General features: G+C 38.9%; 10 protein-coding genes. 1 reads left to right on the top strand and 9 read right to left on the bottom strand.

Annotation, left to right across the window (positions count from 1 at the left end):
* Nucleotides 1–24: 24 nt before the first annotated feature.
* The 3 genes from infB to rimP form a co-directional block, all read right to left on the bottom strand.
* The gene (infB, locus tag H1R81_RS05020; RefSeq protein WP_181839568.1) at nucleotides 25–3,297 is read right to left on the bottom strand and encodes a translation initiation factor IF-2; all 3,273 of its coding nucleotides are present in this window, start codon (nucleotides 3,295–3,297) and stop codon (nucleotides 25–27) included.
* 116 nt (nucleotides 3,298–3,413) lie between these two features.
* A complete protein-coding gene (gene nusA, locus H1R81_RS05015) occupies nucleotides 3,414–4,658 on the bottom strand; it encodes a transcription termination factor NusA (RefSeq protein WP_181839567.1) in 1,245 nt (414 codons plus the stop codon).
* A gap of 91 nt (nucleotides 4,659–4,749) precedes the next feature.
* On the bottom strand, nucleotides 4,750–5,226 hold the full coding sequence (gene rimP, locus H1R81_RS05010) for a ribosome maturation factor RimP (RefSeq protein ID WP_181839566.1): 477 nt from the start codon (nucleotides 5,224–5,226) through the stop codon (nucleotides 4,750–4,752).
* A gap of 333 nt (nucleotides 5,227–5,559) precedes the next feature.
* Between rimP and H1R81_RS05005 the strand changes: the two genes are divergently transcribed.
* Entirely contained in the window at nucleotides 5,560–6,879 is a 1,320-nt protein-coding gene (locus H1R81_RS05005; protein ID WP_181839565.1) for a hypothetical protein, read from the top strand.
* 47 nt (nucleotides 6,880–6,926) lie between these two features.
* Here H1R81_RS05005 and H1R81_RS05000 read toward each other — a convergent pair whose 3' ends face one another.
* From H1R81_RS05000 to H1R81_RS04975, 6 genes are all read right to left on the bottom strand, one after another.
* On the bottom strand, nucleotides 6,927–8,999 hold the full coding sequence (locus H1R81_RS05000; protein WP_181839564.1) for an LruC domain-containing protein: 2,073 nt from the start codon (nucleotides 8,997–8,999) through the stop codon (nucleotides 6,927–6,929).
* A 118-nt stretch (nucleotides 9,000–9,117) separates the two neighbouring features.
* The gene (locus tag H1R81_RS04995) at nucleotides 9,118–11,181 is read right to left on the bottom strand and encodes an LruC domain-containing protein (protein WP_181839563.1); all 2,064 of its coding nucleotides are present in this window, start codon (nucleotides 11,179–11,181) and stop codon (nucleotides 9,118–9,120) included.
* A gap of 468 nt (nucleotides 11,182–11,649) precedes the next feature.
* Nucleotides 11,650–13,176, bottom strand: coding sequence for an aldehyde dehydrogenase family protein (locus tag H1R81_RS04990; RefSeq protein ID WP_181839562.1), 1,527 nt, complete (start codon nucleotides 13,174–13,176; stop codon nucleotides 11,650–11,652).
* 204 nt (nucleotides 13,177–13,380) lie between these two features.
* Complete coding sequence (locus tag H1R81_RS04985) at nucleotides 13,381–16,053, bottom strand: MGH1-like glycoside hydrolase domain-containing protein (RefSeq protein ID WP_181839561.1); 2,673 nt, start codon at nucleotides 16,051–16,053, stop codon at nucleotides 13,381–13,383.
* Nucleotides 16,054–16,240: 187 nt separating this feature from the next.
* Nucleotides 16,241–16,837 (bottom strand): tRNA-(ms[2]io[6]A)-hydroxylase, encoded by a 597-nt coding sequence (locus H1R81_RS04980; RefSeq protein WP_181839560.1) that lies wholly within the window; start codon nucleotides 16,835–16,837, stop codon nucleotides 16,241–16,243.
* A 3-nt stretch (nucleotides 16,838–16,840) separates the two neighbouring features.
* Complete coding sequence (locus tag H1R81_RS04975) at nucleotides 16,841–17,512, bottom strand: hypothetical protein (protein ID WP_181839559.1); 672 nt, start codon at nucleotides 17,510–17,512, stop codon at nucleotides 16,841–16,843.
* Nucleotides 17,513–17,531 lie beyond the last annotated feature (19 nt).

Below are 17,531 nucleotides of genomic sequence, written 5' to 3'. Positions count from 1 at the left end.
AGCCTTTTACTTTATAACGATAACTTAAAGTGTACGTTTTACCTCTTTAATTTCATAACTTTCGATAGTGTCTCCTATCTCAATGTCGTTGAAACCTTTGATACTCAAACCACACTCAAAATTAGTTCTTACTTCGTTCACATCATCTTTGAAGCGTTTAAGTGCAGAGATTTCTCCTTCATGCACTACAATACCTTCTCTGATAACACGTACTTTATTATTACGCTTGAAGCTGCCATCTGTCACATAACAACCGGCAATAGTACCCACCTTGCTGATTTTAAATACCTCTCTTACTTCAATTGTACCTACTATAGTTTCTTCCTCTTTCGGTGCCAATAAGCCTTCCATTGCATCTCTGATTTCGTTAATGGCATCATAGATGATCGAATAAAGTCTTATTTCAATTTCCTCCTGGTCGGCTATTCTTCTGGCACTGTTTGAAGGGCGTACCTGGAAGCCTATAATGATGGCATCAGCAGTGGATGCAAGATTAACATCAGATTCAGAGATTTGTCCTACACCTTTATGAATAATACTTACTTGTACTTCATCAGTAGAAAGTTTCAGTAATGAGTCAGATAAAGCCTCCACAGACCCGTCCACATCTCCTTTCACAATTACATTTAACTGATGGAAAGTTCCAATCGCCTTACGACGGCCAATTTCCTCTAAAGTAATGTGTTTTCTGGCCCTTAAGCTTTGCTCGCGGATAATCTGCTCCCGTTTATTGGCAATTTCACGGGCTTCTCGCTCACTTTCCATGATATTGAACTTATCACCTGCCTGTGGCGCACCTGGTAAACCTAAAATCTGAACCGGAGTTGATGGGCCGGCTTCTTTAATTCTGTTTCCTAAATCATCAATCATTGCTCTCACACGGCCAAAGTATGGCCCTGCAAGAATAATATCTCCGACTTTTAAAGTACCGTTCTGTACCAGAATAGTAGCCACATATCCACGACCCTTATCCAAAGAAGCTTCAATTACAGTACCTACTGCCGAGCGGTCAGAATTAGATTTAAGGTCAAGCAATTCGGCTTCTAATAATACTTTGTCGAGTAGTTCAGCTATACCAGTACCTTTTTTGGCAGAAACCTCTTGCTCCTGATACTTTCCGCCCCAGCTTTCAACAAGGATATTTTCTTTCGATAAATCTTCTCTGATTTTAGCCGGATTTGCGCCAGGCTTATCAATTTTGTTAATGGCAAACACAATAGGTACACCTGCATTTTGTGCGTGGTTAATTGCCTCCCGTGTTTGAGGCATCACGCTGTCATCAGCCGCTACAACTACAATTACGACGTCTGTAACTTTTGCCCCTCTCGCACGCATGGCCGTAAAAGCTTCGTGACCGGGAGTATCAAGGAAAGTAATCTTTTTACCTTTATTCGGCCCATCCTTCATTTCTACTGAATAAGCTCCGATGTGCTGGGTGATACCCCCTGCCTCACCAGCCGCAACACGTGCGCGACGAATATAGTCAAGCAATGATGTTTTACCGTGGTCAACGTGACCCATGATAGTAACAATCGGTGCTCTTGGTTCAGTATCTTCTACGTCATCATCTTTATCTACGGCATCAGTCTGAACTTCATCTTCAGCTGAGATAAATTGAACATCGTATTCAAAATCAAGGGCAATCATCTGAATTACTTCAGCATCAAGACGCTGATTAATAGATATGAACATACCCATTTTCATGGCGGCTGAGATTACCTGAGTAACCGAGACATCCATCATTGAAGCAAGTTCAGCAGCAGAGATAAACTCTGTTACTTTCAGTATGTTGCTATCCTCCTGCTCTTGCAAAACACGTTGCTCTTCCTGATCAGCACGCATCTTACGTTTATCCTTGCGGTATTTCGCTCCAAAGTCTGGACCTTTGGTTTGCATACGAGCCATCGTTTGCTTGATTTGCTCTTTTACCTCAGTTTGAGATACTTCCTCACGACGCTCTTTTTTCTTCTTCGGATCTACTTTCTTATTGCCAGTAGCCCCGCCTCCGGTAGTTGCAGGATTCTTAGGTTTAACCGATGCCCCCTCATTGCTATTTACCTTTTCTACTCTCTTCACACGCTTGCGTTTACGCTTACGTTTAGCATCTTCGGCGTTAGAGTTTGAGGTACCTTTTTTCTCAACCGGTAGTTCAATTTTACCTAATACCTTCAAACCTTGCAGTTTTTCACCTCTGGCCTGAATCAATTCAGGTTCATCCTCCTCTTCCTCTACAGGCGGTGGGGTAGGTTTTTTGAATGCCGGATTCTGTGGTCTTTGCTCATAGGTAGGTTTGGTATTCTGATAACCTCCCTGACCTTGCTGCCCCTGTTGCGGTGGCCTTGGTGGCCTGTTCTGGTCTCCGCCTCTATTATCTCTATTAGCAAAGTCTCTGTTACCCTGGCCTTGACTCGGGTTATTGGGATTATTATTAGGTCTGTTCTGGTTATTCCAGTTGTTATTATTAGGTCTATTCTGATCTCTATTACCCTGGCCTTGGTTATTTCTGTCTCGGTTTTGAGAAAAATCTCTATTCGGTTGATTATTATCACGATTCGGGCGATTATCGCGATTCTGATAATTATCTCTGTTACCCTGATTATCTCTATTCTGGGGATATTCTCTATTACCTTGGTTATCTCTGTTCTGTTGGAACTGTGGTTTAGGGAGTTCAACAGTTTTTGGTTGCTCTGCTACTGGTTTAATCTCCTCTTTTGGAGTTTCAGCAACAGGTTTTACTACTTCAGCTGGTTTTTCAGATTTAGGTTCTGCTTTCTCTTCAGCCTTGGGTAGTTCTACTGGTTTAGCAGGTTCAACTACAGGTTTCGGAGTTTCTTCAACCTTCGGTTTCTCCACTACTACAGGTTCAGTTTTAGGTGGTTCGGGTGTTGGTGTCGATGGTGTAGAGGTTTTTTTATCTAAATCTATTTTCCCTAAAATAGTGGGACCCTGCAATTTCTGCTCAGCACGAATCACCTCCACAGGCTTCTCTGGGGTTATCTCAGGGATTTTCTCTACCTTCTTCTCTTCGACTTTTGGTTGGTCTCTAAAATAAAGAATATCCATATCACCCGACGAAGACTTTTGTTCTTCTGCAGGTTTTACAGCCGCACTCTCTTCCAGCAACGAAGAATTGTTAAATTCCTTTGACAGGATATTTAATTGCTCAAAATTAAGTTTAGCATTTGGATTGGTATCAATACGATGGCCCTTTCCGGCAAGTTTCTCTACGATGGTAGTAATACCAACGCTTAGTTTCTTAGCCGCCTGGCTTAGTCGCATTTCTTTTGATTCTATCATAAAGTAAATTAAAAATCTGTTGTTTATTTTGAGTTGCCGGATTTATTAGAAAGAATTAAAAAACCTTCACCATTATAGATAACACCAATTAAGCGTCTCCTGTTCCCTGAGTTTTTTTATTCAAATTCTTTACTCAAAATTTCTAATACTTCGGCAATGGTTTCTTCTTCAAGTTCGGTACGACGCGCAATATCTTCTACTGACAACGCCAGTACAGATTTTGCGGTGTCAAGACCAATCTTGCGGAACTCGTCAAGAATCCAGTCCTCAATTTCGTCAGAGAATTCTGATAGGTCAACATCTTCTTCCTCTTCTTCTCCTTCAAGGTCACGGAATACATCAAGTTCCATATTTACTAACTTCCCAGCCAGTTTAATATTCATGCCTCCTTTACCAATAGCTAATGACACCTGATCTGGTTTCAGATAAACTGCTACACGTTTCTTGTCATTATCAACCTGGATATTACTGATTTTTGCAGGGCTCAACGCTCTCGAAATCAATAAGTTCAGGTTATCAGTCCATTGGATGACATCAATATTCTCATTCTCTAATTCACGCACAATGGTGTGAATACGAGAACCTTTCATGCCCACACATGCGCCTACCGGATCAATACGGTCGTCATACGACTCAACGGCCACTTTGGCTCTTTCACCCGGTTCACGTACAATTTTACGTACAGAGATAAGTCCATCAAGAATTTCAGGAATTTCCTGTTCAAATAAACGCTCCAGGAATACAGGCGAAGTACGGGACAACGTAATACGTGGAGTACCGTTATTCATTTCTACTTTATGAACAACAGCCTTGATACTTGTGCCTTTTCTTGGGCGGTCTTTCGGAATCTGTTCAGATTTTGGCAGCACCAATTCGTTGCTTTCGCCATCTAAACAAACTAATTCTTTACCTAAAATCTGATAAACCTCTACGATGATTAACTCCCCTACCAAATCTTTGTATTTGGCATATAACATCTCTTTCTCTAAATCTTTAATCTTCTGGATCAAGGTCTGGCGTGCAGTTTGCACCACACGACGGCCAAAATCTTCTAATTTTACTTCATCAGCTACTTCTTCACCAATTTCAAAGTCAGGCTGAATCTTCTGAGCTTCTGACAACATGATTTTATCAGGATCCCAAATATCTTCAGAGTTGTCATCTACGATTTCGCGTGTACGCCACATTTCAAGGTCGCCGCTATCGGCATTGATGATAACATCGAAATTGTGGTCAGTACCAAATTTTTTACGAATCATTGTCCGGAATACGTCCTCTAACACCTTTATCATGGTTGGACGATCAATATTCTTTTCACGGGCAAATTCTGAAAACGATGCAATTAACTCTCCGCTGTGCATATTCTATTCATGAGTTAGCGATTTTGTTGATTTAGTGAATGATTCGCTTCATTCATCAAAACTCATTAAATCAAATTCCTTAATTATAATTTTATTTAAATGAAATAATTACTTGTGCTTCTTTAATGTTTTCAAGTGAAATGGTTATAGGTTCGATGGGCTCATTTTTGGCTTTTCCTGTGCGTTTTTTGTCTTCAATCAAAGTAATTTCGTGGTTAGCAAGACCCTCCAATTTACCTTTGACCTCCTTCCCATCTTTTAATACTACTTTTAGACTCCTGCCTATGTTCTTCCGATACATTCTTTCGCTTTTTAAAGGAAAATCGATACCCGGCGACGAAACTTCCAAAGTATATTTGTCAGGCATTATTTCATCTAATTCTTTGCCCAGTTTCCGACTGATTTCGGTACATTCATCGATTGTGATACCTTCATCAGAGTCTAACAAGACTGTAACTTTACTATTTACTCTTGACAAAGACACTTTAACATCCACTATGAAATACTTATCGTCTTCGAGTAGTGGTTGCAGAAGTTCTTCGATTTTTTGTTTGTGTTCTATGTTCATATTTCCACTATGCCGAAACCCTTCAAACAGAGGAGTTTCCTTACTATACAAAGAAAAAAGGAGGGCTTCGCTCCTCCTTTTTCACAATTCTTAGGCAAAGATAGGAATATTTTTCCTTTTTTACAAATTTGATTGAGAAATAAAAGGACTTATAGTCTTGCTCATTCAAATATTTCTTAACCTGAGAATATCCTTACACACGCGCAAAAAACACTGGTCTGATTTGATTTGGTATCATTACATTTATTTTTTGAATATTTTTTAATTTATTTGCACCGCCTGTTTCACTTCAGGTATATCATCTCATCTCTTTTTTTACCTGATTTATTAATTATGAAAAAAGTCTTCCTTTCTCTTTTAATTCTTTGCGTTATTGCTTGTAAAGAAAGCACTACACAAACTGAAAACGCTCAAGCCAAACTTAACCAGTTAGCCGAAAAATATATCCGATTGGGTTTAACTATCGGGCAATATGACAGCGATTTTGTTGATGCCTATTATGGCCCTGATTCACTGAAACCTAAAACTCAACCTAAGGCCATGTTCCCTAAAGATAGTTTATTGGCAGCTGTCAATGGTTTGATTGGCCAATTGATTGAATTTAATCAAACAGTAAGCGATGATACTTTAGCCAGAAGAGCTAAGTGGATGTCAGGTCAGTTGATAGCGTTTGGTAGAAGAATCAATATTTATACCGGAAAGTTTCAGGCATTTGATGAGGAATCGAAAGATTTATTCGGTGTTGCGGCTCCCTCTTATCCTGAAAGTCATTATCAGGCATTGGTGGCTCAATTAGATAGCTTGCTGCCAGGCCCTGGAAGTCTTAATAGCCGCTTTGAGAAACTGGCAAATCAGTTTATCATTCCAAAGGCTAAAGTCGACACGGTTTTTAAAACCGCTATCGCAGAAGCACGTAAACGTACTCTGGCACATTATCAGTTACCTGCCAACGAAAACTTTACGCTGGAATATGTGACTGGGAAACCGTGGTCGGGTTATAACTGGTATCAGGGGAATTATCAGAGCAAGATTCAGATAAGCATAGATATGCCAATTTTCATTGAGCGTGCTATTGATTTGGCCTGCCATGAGGGTTATCCTGGTCATCATGTTTATAATATGTTGCTTGAGAAGAATTTATATCATGATAAGGGCTGGACAGAAATTTCATTATATCCATTATTCAGTCCACAATCATTAATTGCTGAAGGTAGTGCTAATTACGGGATTGAAATTGCCTTCCCCGGAACTCAAAAAAACAAATTTGTAAAAGAAGTTTTATTGCCTTTAGCCGGCTTGAATACAACAAACACAGATTTATATTTTCAGGCGTTGGCTTTGAAAAGTAAATTAGCCTATGCTCGTAATGAAGTGGCAAGGGGTATTATCAATAATACCATGAACGAGAGTGAAGTAACAAAATGGTTAACAAACTATGGTCTACGCGAGAAAACCTTAGCAAGTAAAGACATCAATTTTATCAAAAAATACCGTACTTATGTAATTAATTACAATTTCGGACAAGACATAGTGAAAGATTATATTGAATCAAATGGAGGAACCTCAGATAATGAAGCGAAACGTTGGGAGTTATTTGAATGGCTATTAAGTAATCAGGTACGCCCGACAGACCTTATTAAACCTACTAAATGAGATTATTGAAAAAGGCTATCAAGTATTATGATAGCCTTTTTCAGTAATTATTTTTTCTTTCCTTTAAAAACCTTACTTTCATTGATAAACAATAGGTTTAGGAGATACCAATCTGCAAAGTTTAATCCTCCACTTTCTGCCCAGTCGCCAAATTTCAGATAAGTATCTACTACTGCCTCTCTTTCGGCCGGATATTGAAAATCAGAAGAAAAATCAATGGCCCAGGGTAACCCTTTTGCAGTTTTATAATAGGTGCCTTTTGCAGGCACGGAGCGGTCATGTCCGGTTCCTAACAATGCTGCGTCTGCCTTACTCGTCGGTGCCTTATTCGGCAAGTGAATTTCTTTCCCTCTTTCATCGTTTTTAAATATAAAAGGATTATAAGGAGCTGAGCCAAGAGTATTTTTATCGATAGGCTTCGTAAAAACAATTTTCATATTAAGCGTATCAGCAGGTGCAATTATTTCAGCCCCCTGCTCAGTATTTACAAAGCCATTGGCTGATTTCACACACTTGAAAGCATTATCAAAAGCAATAATTGTAGCATATTTCTGGTCGGCCTCTGCACCATTGGCTAAAGTTTTGATCTTCCCTTCAGTAAGAAAAGTTCCGGTTACTGATTTTATTAGTGAAGATTCAACTGGTAGTTCAAAACCCCAACCGCTTATAAACGATGCTCCAATTGCCTTTACATAAGCTTTAGCTTTAATTTCAACAACCTGATTACTGGCATTCAGAACTTCTTCAAACTGATAGTTTATTACCAGATCGTTCATATCATAATCACCCTGAAAGGGCCATAAATCTTCAAACGCCAAAGAACTATAACCGTTTTTATCAGGTGTAAAATTGCTTACAGTTTTTGTGGCATCATTAGGATACTGGTCTTCACTATCTTCAATTCCATCTTTATCTGCGTCATCTTTACTGTCTACCAGTGGAATATAATCAGCATCAATCCCACTAACCGGATTAGAACTTGCAAAGAAAATCGCATCGTTGAAATCATTATCACAGTCAAACGGCTTGTTCTGACGGTTTACATCTTCAAATGCTAATACCATTCTTTTGGTCTCAAGATCGTTCAGGACAATCAGGTGGCGTTGCACATCTTTTGAGGTTTCAGTATTAAGTGCATCATGGCTATAATGGGCATAATTCCCTTTTGTTACTGATTTATTGTCATAAGCATCGGCAATTAAAACAAAACCTATCGCTGTTCCGGCCGCAAACCTCCCTATTTTTACCTTATCGCCGGATACTAATCCGCCACCACTTCCTTTATAAGATACATTAGGAAATACAATTGTAATTTTAGAAATATCTGAAGGCTCAGATGGCGGAGTTTTTGGATTAAAAGTATAAAACCCCAACGTATTTAACCAATCGGCACCTTCATGTACAAATGTGACCCAAACATCAGACAACTCCTTGATATACAAAACATTACGATTAAAAGTATTAAGGTAAGAAGGATGAGTCCTGGTAAGCGGGTCTCCTTCTGGCAGACTTGCATTGATATTATCTAAAAATCTGGAGGTAATTTCATCTCTGTTTTTTTCCAGATATTTAGGAACTCCCAGGGCATTCCAGCCTCCCAAGTATTCAAAGGAAGGATAATCCTGAGCAATAGCTCTTGCACCTGATAACTCCTGAGTTCTTAATGGCGAAGTAATTACATTGGCCGAAGTTTGAGGCTCTTTGCCTCCTAAGGTCAAAAGAACTTTATTGTTAACTATCTCAACAACGACTTCAATAGGTAATCCGATATAATTGGGTCTTATGGCAACTTTGGTAATATAAGTTGGTATTTTCTGGACAAAACTCAATGAGCCGGAAGACGAACTTGCCCCTTTAAATAATAATTTGTTTTCAGGATAACTAAAAACCGAAATTACAACACCCTTAATGGGTTTATCCGCATTGTTAAGTGTACGGACATCAAATTTTATTTCACTACTTGTATTAAAGTTAAAATTTGAGGGGATTGCCAGTTTATCCATTTTTGTATTCGAGCTTCCTTGTTGATCAGACTCAGGCATTAATTCAGTCAGTTTTGGCGCACAGGCATTAACCAATAGTATAAAAATTACAGACAAGCAGGTAAGTGTTTGTTTCATAGCTTTGTAATCTGATGGTAATACACCAGATTAACAGCAATTATGTTGCCATCTTTTATAAAATAAAATCGCTACCGTCAGCCGACGATAGCGATTCCCTATCACAAATTTTTATCAATTATTTACTCTTAAATATCTTGCTTTCGTCTGTATATCCGGTTTTCTGAAGATACCAGTCCGGATAAGACGTTCCCCCACTTTCTGCCCATTCTGCAAACTTCAGATAGCTATCAATAATAGCTTGTGTTTCTGCAGGATACCTGAACTCTGTTGTAAAATCAAGTGCCCACGGTAAGCCTGTAGCTGTTTTATAGTAAATACCCTTTGTTGGTTGCGACTGATCATTACCTGTACCAAATAAAGATAGATCAGCCCTACTGGTTGGAGCCATGTTTGGTAAATGTACTTCTTTACCTCTTTCATTGGTTCTGAAACTGAACGGATTGAACGGAGCATTACCTAACGTACTTTTATTGACAGGACTCGTAAATACAATATTTAAATTTAAAGTATCTGTAGGGGCTACAATAGACGACCCTTGTGCCGTATTAACAAACCCGTCATAAGATTTCATTCGCTTAAAGGCATTGTCAAAGGCAATCACCACGGCATATTTCTGATCTGCTTCTAAACCATTCGAAGCAGTTTTAATCTTACCGTCTGTTAATGATGCTCCTGTTACCGATTTCACTGCTGATGGATCAATTGGGATCTGGAATCCCCATCCACTGGCAAACGAAGCACCAATAGCCTTAACATATGCCTTCACCTTCATTTCAACTACCTGATTCGAGGCATTTAATACTTCCTGAAACTGATAGTTCACAACAAGGTCATTCAAATCGTAATCGCCTTGGGACGGCCACAAATCTTCATAAGCCAAGGTGCTGTATGTGTTTTTTGATGGAGTGTAATTGTTTATTGCTCTTGCCGGATCATTCGGATACTCATCACGGCTGTCACCTACTCCATCTCCATCGGTATCTTTTGCTGAATCTACTACAGGGACATTATCTGTATCAATAGCTTTAACCGGATTCGATGTGGCAAAGAAAATGGCATCGTTAAAGTCGTTATCACAATTAATTGGAGTATTCTGGCGGCTAACATCCTCAAAAGCAAGTACCATGCGATTTGTCTCAGGGTCGTTCAACACAATCAAATGACGACGAAGATTTGCTTGCGTTTCAATATTTAAGGCATCCTGGCTATAATGTGCGTAATAGCCTTTACCGACAGTGTTTGAGCTGTAGGCATTTGCTAAAAGAACAAATCCGATTGCAGTATTAGCATTGAATCTGCCTAATTTTACTTTATCGCCTGTCACTAAACCACCACCATCGCCTTTGTAGGAAACATTTGGGAAAATGATATTAATTTTTGATATATCCGATGGCTTGGTTGGTGGAGCCGCCGGATCAAATGTATAGTAGCCTAAGGTATTTAACCAACCAGCACCTTCATGCACAAATGTTACCCATACGTCTGATAACTCTTTAATAACCAAATAATTGCGATTAGCAGTATTCAAAAAGTCCGGATGCGCCGATGGAACTGGCTGCCCTTCAGGAACACTTGAATTGATTTTCTCTAAAAAGCTTGAAGAAACGGCATCTCTTGTACTTTCTAAATATTTAGGCACACCATTGCTATCCCAGCTACCCATATACGAAATAGGCGGATAATCTTGTGCATTAGTTCTGGCTCCGGCGATCATAGTTGGAATCGCTGGCTCAACTACATAACCGGATATTTGCGGGTTTTTGCCACCTAAAGTCAATTGCACTTTATTGTTGGCAATTGTTACAATCATCTGTGAAGGCAATCCGATATAATTTGGTTTTATAACTACTTGTTTGACATAAGTAGGTATTTTCTGGCTTATACTTAACAAACCCGCAGATGAAGTAATGCCTTTAAATAATAATTGCTCTTCAGGATAACTATAAACCGATACTACCACACCCTTTATTGGCTTGTCTGCATTATCAAAGGTGCCTATATCAAATTTTATTTCTCCACTTGTATTAAAATTAAAATTGGCTGGAATACTCAATTTATCCATTTTAGAGGCAGAGTTGTTAGTACCAGGAGTAGGTACTAAGTCTACGATTTCCGGGGCACAGGCATTTAATAAAATAGCAAAAGTTACTGTCAATAATTGATAAAATCTTGTTTTCATCGTTTAAATAATATTTATGATCGTTAGATAAAATAGCAATTTTCAAGCCATTTTACATGACAAAGGTCAGCTAATAAAAGATGAAAGAACGGACTTTTCGATATTCAGAAGAAAAAGAGGGATATTTGGTAAGTTTTATAGGTTAAGCCAAAAAACAAGAAAAAAATTGCACTTTTTTAAGTTATTAAAAGGTGACACTTAGAATTTTGGCATAAAATTCGTAGAAAAAAAATCCTTTTTTAACAAAAAAACCGAAGCTATTGCTAACATCGGTTTTGGTGTAATAGATAATATGTTCTGAACTCTGATTTATTAGTGCCTGATTTGCTTTTTTATTAAATCATAAGAGTAGTTAAGCACTTCTTTCGAATATTATTCCGACAAGTAGGCAAGGTTTTTTTTAACAGTCAATAAGCCATAAATCAAAGTAACCATACAAATCAGTTAACTCCATTTCAAGGCTATTTGTCATATATCAAACTTAATGCCCTGTGCCAATGGTAAGTTCGTACTGTAATTGATTGTATTAGTCTGGCGACGCATATAGTTTTTCCAGGCATCAGAACCACTCTCACGCCCCCCTCCGGTTTCTTTTTCTCCACCGAAAGCCCCACCTATCTCGGCACCTGATGTACCAATATTTACATTCGCAATTCCGCAGTCTGAGCCATTTGCCGACAGGAACTGCTCTGCTTCACGAAGATTAAGTGTAAAAATAGCTGAGGATAATCCTTGGGGTACACCATTCTGTATGGCTATGGCCTCGTCAAGCGTTTTGTATTTTATTAAATACAGAATTGGAGCAAAGGTCTCATGGCAAACCATTGGAGTCTGATTAGCAACCTCTACAATGGTTGGTTTTACATAGCAGCCTGATTCATACTCACTACCATTTAATACCTCATTACCAAAAAGTATATTTCCACCTTCATCAGCTACTCTTTCAATCGCAACTTTATAATTATTTACTGCATCAGTGTCAATCAACGGACCTACATGGTTATCGGTATCTAAAGGGTTACCAATACGTAATTGCGAGTAGATTTTTATTAGCCGGCTCTTAACATTTTCATAAATATTTTCATGAAGAATAAGGCGGCGTGTAGTAGTACATCTTTGTCCTGCCGTACCTACTGCGCCAAAGACAACCGCAGGAATAACAATCTGTAAATCAGCATTTTCTGTTACGATAATAGCATTATTGCCACCTAATTCCAGTAGACTTCTGCCCAAACGACCTGCTACTGCCTGGCCTACTGCTTTGCCCATGCGGGTAGACCCTGTGGCAGAAATTAGTGGCACTCTTAAATCGTTCGATAACCACTCACCTACTTTTCTGTCACCGACAATTAAACCTGATATTCCTTCAGGCACATTATTACTGCGCAACACTTCCTGAATAATATTCTGACAGGCAATAGCCGACAAAGGTGTTTTTTCAGAAGGCTTCCACACGCATACATCACCACAAACCCAGGCCAACATAGAGTTCCAGGACCAAACAGCAACCGGAAAATTAAAAGCTGAAATGATTCCTACAATTCCCAACGGATGCCATTGCTCATACATCCGATGCTGTAACCGTTCAGAATGCATACTTAGCCCATATAACTGACGAGACAACCCCACTGCAAAATCGCATATGTCAATCATTTCCTGTACTTCTCCCCAACCTTCTTGCAGACTCTTACCCATCTCATAACTTACCAGTCTGCCCAGATTATCTTTATTGGCACGAAGCGCATCTCCCATCTGGCGAACAATTTCACCACGTTTTGGTGCAGGCACCTCTCTCCATATTTTATAGGCTTCTTCGGCTTTAATAATTACCTTTTCGTAGTCATCATGTGTTGCTTGCCGGACCTTTCCTATAAGTTCTCCATCAACCGGAGAGTAAGAACTCAGAATCTTACCGCCTCCTGCCCAATTTTCCACCCCTGTACTTACTCCGTTGTTAACAGCCTTGATATTTAATGCTTTTAATACTTTTTTCATTGCTGGTTTTGTTTGTTGGATTAATTATACAAAGATATGAAAGTGGAATACTTAAAAGAAGATTGAACGAAATATTATTTGGAATTAACCTCTACAATCCAGGTTTTCCCTTAAGAAATGCTATAAAAATGCCCCTCTTCCAGCAGTACAAAAGAGAGGCAGAAGGAATACCCAAAGCAATGCCAAATAATATTTGGCAAATTATTAAACCAGACTCTTGCTTAAGTCTGTACTTACTGCGCTATACTCGCTTACAGCATCAATTAAATCAGCTACAAGCCCTGTCCACCCACACTGATGGGCAGCACCCAATCCTGCCCCGTTATCCCCATTAAAATATTCATAAAAAAGATAGAGGTCTTTAAAATAAGGATCATTATCAAATCTGTCAACGCCTGTCATGGCAGGTCTTTGATTAGTCTTATTCATCATAAAAATATTAATAAGGCGTTGAGCTACCATCATTGTAGCATCTTTTATTGACATGATATTACCCGAATTGGTTGGGTATTCAATCTCAAAATCATCACCATAATATTCGTAGAATTTCAACATGGCATCAATTATCAGATAATTGATCGGAAACCAGATTGGCCCACGCCAGTTGGAGTTTCCACCCATTATACTCAGGTCTGATTCAGCAGGTGTATATTTGACACTCAGCATCTCTCCCTGCATATTAAATTTATAGGGATGCTCGTCATGACACTTCGATAAAGAGCGAAGACCATAATCTGATAGAAACTCAGCTTCATCGAACATACGTTTCACAACCATTTTCATTCGATGCCCTCTCAGTAACGATAACAGGTGTGTCTCACCCTTTCCTGGCTCGTGCCAACGCGAAATCAGAGAAGCTAAGTCCGGCCGGTTATTTAATACCCATTCGAGTCTTCTTTTGAAATCAGGTAATTTTGCCAGGGTTTCTTCATTCAGCACTTCAACTGCACAGAGAGGAATCAGCCCTACATAAGACCGGATTTTCATAAAGATAGTCTCGCCATTAGGAGCGTGTAATTTATCATAATAGAATTGGTCTCCCTCATCCCACAAACCTAAATCATTTCCTTTGATAGGCTTATTGATAGCTCCTGCAATATGCAGAAAATGCTCAAAAAACTTGGACGCCATGTCCTGATACACAGGCCTTTCAAGTGAAATTTCACAGGCAATACGCAGCATATTCAAGGTGTACATCGCCATCCACCCTGTGGCGTCAGCCTGTTCCAGCTTTACACCCGGAATCTGTGTATTACGATCAAATACCCCGATGTTATCAAGGCCCAGAAAGCCTCCCCCGAATATATTGTTACCTTCTTCATCTTTCTGATTAACCCACCAGGTAAAATTCATCAATAATTTATGAAAAACCTTCTCTAAAAACAGGATATCCCCTTTACCATTATTCTTTTTATCGATTTCATAGACTTTCCAGGTTGCCCATGCATGTACCGGAGGGTTTACATCAGAAAAATTCCACTCATAGGCAGGTAATTGCCCATTGGGGTGCATATAATACTCGCGAAGAATAACGGCTAACTGTCTTTTGGCAAAATCAGGATCAATACGGGCTAAGGTAAGTGTATGAAAGGCCAAATCCCATGCCGCGAACCACGGATACTCCCATTTATCCGGCATTGAAAGGATATTCGCCATATAAGCATGCTTCCATGTATGATTTCGCTGGTAGGCACGGCCTTTAAATTCAAATGGCATTTTCGGATCGCCATTTATCCATTCATTAATATTATAATAGTAAAACTGCTTGTTCCACATCATACCGGCAAATGCCTGCCGCTGGATTTTCTTAAGCTCTTCACCTTGGATGTTTTTTTGTACCTCTGCATAGAAATCTTCTGCATCCTGCAATCTGAGCGCAAATATTTCATCAAAATCTGTAAACGGCTTACTATGCTTATTCTGACTGAATCTGAGGCGGATACTTACCGAACCTTCGGCTGGTATTTTTTTAGTAAATTTAGCCGCTGCCTTTGAACCAATCCGATTCGGATTCACATATTTATCCTTGCCTGTAATAACATAATTACTAATACCATCTTTTACATACATGGTATTATTAGGTTTGCCAAACACCCGCTCCATATTGGTTTCATTCTCACAGAATATCAGTTCATCAGCATCTTCTATATAAAACTTGTATTTACCAACAAGATGATGATTGGCCTCGATCTGTGAATTGGCAATTCCGGTAAGAATCGGTCTTTGCTTGAAATTTTCGTACCCCCACGACCACGTATTTCTAAACCATATAGTGGGCAATATTGTAAGAGGGGCAGCTTTTTTACCACGGTTATGCGCTGTAACCTTAATTAACATATCCGATTCATCAGCTTTAGCATATTCAATAAATATGTCAAAATACTCATTATTATCGAAAATGCCAGTTTGCAGAATTTCAAATTCCGGGTCTTTCCTTGAGCGTTTAGAATTCTCGTCAATAATTTTCTTATAGGGAAATTCGTTATGCGGGTACTTGTAAAGCATCTTCATATACGAATGCGTAGGCGTACTATCAAGGTAATAATACAGTTCTTTTACATCTTCTCCATGATTACCTTCAGAGCCCGCCAGGCCATAAAGGCGTTCTTTCACGATTTTATCCTGGTGATTCCAGAAAGAAAAAGCAATACACAGAAACTGTTTATTATCCGAAACCCCACCAATTCCATCTTCTCCCCATCTATACGCCCACGAACGGGCCATATCATGAGAAACGTAGTCCCATGTGCTACCATATACGCTGTAATCCTCGCGAACAGTTCCCCACTGTCTTTCCGACAGGTAAGGGCCCCATCTTTTCCAGCCTTTATTATCTTTTCTTAGGTTAAGTCGTATCTTCTCCGCCAATTCTGTCATAATAGGTTCATTTAGGTGGTTGTCGCAAAAATAAAAAAAAATGCACACGAAGAAATACCCCTTCTCTAATCACTTGTAAAAATCAAAAAACTTGTTGCTATAATACAATATGAATAGCAAAGTATTCTCCTGCATCAAAAAGCAAGAATTGTTCCTCATAGAAATTAATTCAAAAAAAAAGACAGATTTAATGAAATCTATCTTTTCTTACCTCCAGGTTCCTCATTATTTCTGCTTCCTGCGCCAAAAACGTTTCCCATCTCTTCCTTACTACTTCTTTCGGCATATATTCTTCTGCCAGTTCTATAAAATTGCGGTAATGTCCTGCTTCAGAAATCATCAGTTCATGATAAAACTTCCTCAGGCTTTCGTCTGCTATATTCTCAGAAAGCAATTTGAATCGCTCGGCACTCCGGGCCTCTATTAATGCACATAAAAGTAATTGCTCCAGTAGCCGGATATTATAATCGCTGGTTTTTTGCAAACAGTTCTGTAGTTTTTCTACATATTCATCTTTACGTTTATGTGTCAGTTTAATACCTCGATTCCGCATTTCCTTTAAAACACGCTGAAAATGCCCCCACTCCTCTGCTACAACAGGCGTAAGAATCTCTACCAATTTTTCCTTATCAGGATAACGAACAATCAGAGATATACAAGAAGAAGCTGCTTTTTGCTCACAAAAAGCATGGTCTATTAAAATATCTGCCAGATTCATCTCTGCAATATTTACCCATCTGGGGTCACTTGGCAATTTAAGCCCAAGAGTCGTAAGCGATTGCATCAACTATTGTTTTTTGGTTTTTACTGTACTTAAAGACTTTTGTTTTTCTTCCAAAGCTATTTTTGCATTTTCCAAATCCTGCTTATTGGCAATTTCTTCTTCTAATAGTTTTTCTAATTCTACCTTATTTTCTTCAATTTTGCGCAATAAAGTCTCTTTCTCACGTTTGTTTCTTTCAATATCTCTTGCTATCCGCTTCCCTGTTTTTTCTACTCTGTCAAAATTCTTCTGTGATTCACCTGCATCTCTTTCTGCCAATCTTACATCTTCATTCTGCATGGCATAATTATAAAATTCTTTCATAAATTTTTCGACTTCATAATAACTACCAGAACTACCTGAGACAGGAGTACCACCAATATCAAAAGAGGCAAAAACCTTCGTTTTTGATTTCTGGTCAGAGATAATTTTAGTCAATAGATTGACAGGTTCAGATGTTAGGTCGGGGATACTGGCCGATGCTATATTATATACGTCTCTGTTCTGAGATATACTACCATATTTGGCTAAAAATAGTGGCCAGTCTTTTTCAATAAATTTCTTTTCAACACTCAGGGTCATATAAAACCCATCTTTACGGTCTTTGCCAAAAAGCTCAGAGCCGCTCAAAATAGTCTGTGCATATAACCCTTGGCTCATGTATAAAACTATTAGTAATGTGCCTATTTTTTTCATCACGATTCTTTTTTTATTT

The sequence above is a fragment of the Emticicia sp. BO119 genome (assembly GCF_013912375.1).
In the GTDB taxonomy this organism is placed as follows: Bacteria; Bacteroidota; Bacteroidia; order Cytophagales; family Spirosomataceae; genus Emticicia.
Note: the sequence above shows the minus strand (reverse complement) of the source record. Positions and strands in the feature narration are given on the sequence as shown.

Coding starts and splice junctions, on each gene's coding strand:
- H1R81_RS04980 (WP_181839560.1), bottom strand. CDS start 16,837: ATGCAATCGCTTACGACTCTTGGGCTTAAATTGCCAAGTGACCCCAGA.
- infB (WP_181839568.1), bottom strand. CDS start 3,297: ATGATAGAATCAAAAGAAATGCGACTAAGCCAGGCGGCTAAGAAACTA.
- H1R81_RS04975 (WP_181839559.1), bottom strand. CDS start 17,512: ATGAAAAAAATAGGCACATTACTAATAGTTTTATACATGAGCCAAGGG.
- H1R81_RS04995 (WP_181839563.1), bottom strand. CDS start 11,181: ATGAAAACAAGATTTTATCAATTATTGACAGTAACTTTTGCTATTTTA.
- H1R81_RS04985 (WP_181839561.1), bottom strand. CDS start 16,053: ATGACAGAATTGGCGGAGAAGATACGACTTAACCTAAGAAAAGATAAT.
- rimP (WP_181839566.1), bottom strand. CDS start 5,226: ATGAACATAGAACACAAACAAAAAATCGAAGAACTTCTGCAACCACTA.
- H1R81_RS05005 (WP_181839565.1), top strand. CDS start 5,560: ATGAAAAAAGTCTTCCTTTCTCTTTTAATTCTTTGCGTTATTGCTTGT.
- nusA (WP_181839567.1), bottom strand. CDS start 4,658: ATGCACAGCGGAGAGTTAATTGCATCGTTTTCAGAATTTGCCCGTGAA.
- H1R81_RS04990 (WP_181839562.1), bottom strand. CDS start 13,176: ATGAAAAAAGTATTAAAAGCATTAAATATCAAGGCTGTTAACAACGGA.
- H1R81_RS05000 (WP_181839564.1), bottom strand. CDS start 8,999: ATGAAACAAACACTTACCTGCTTGTCTGTAATTTTTATACTATTGGTT.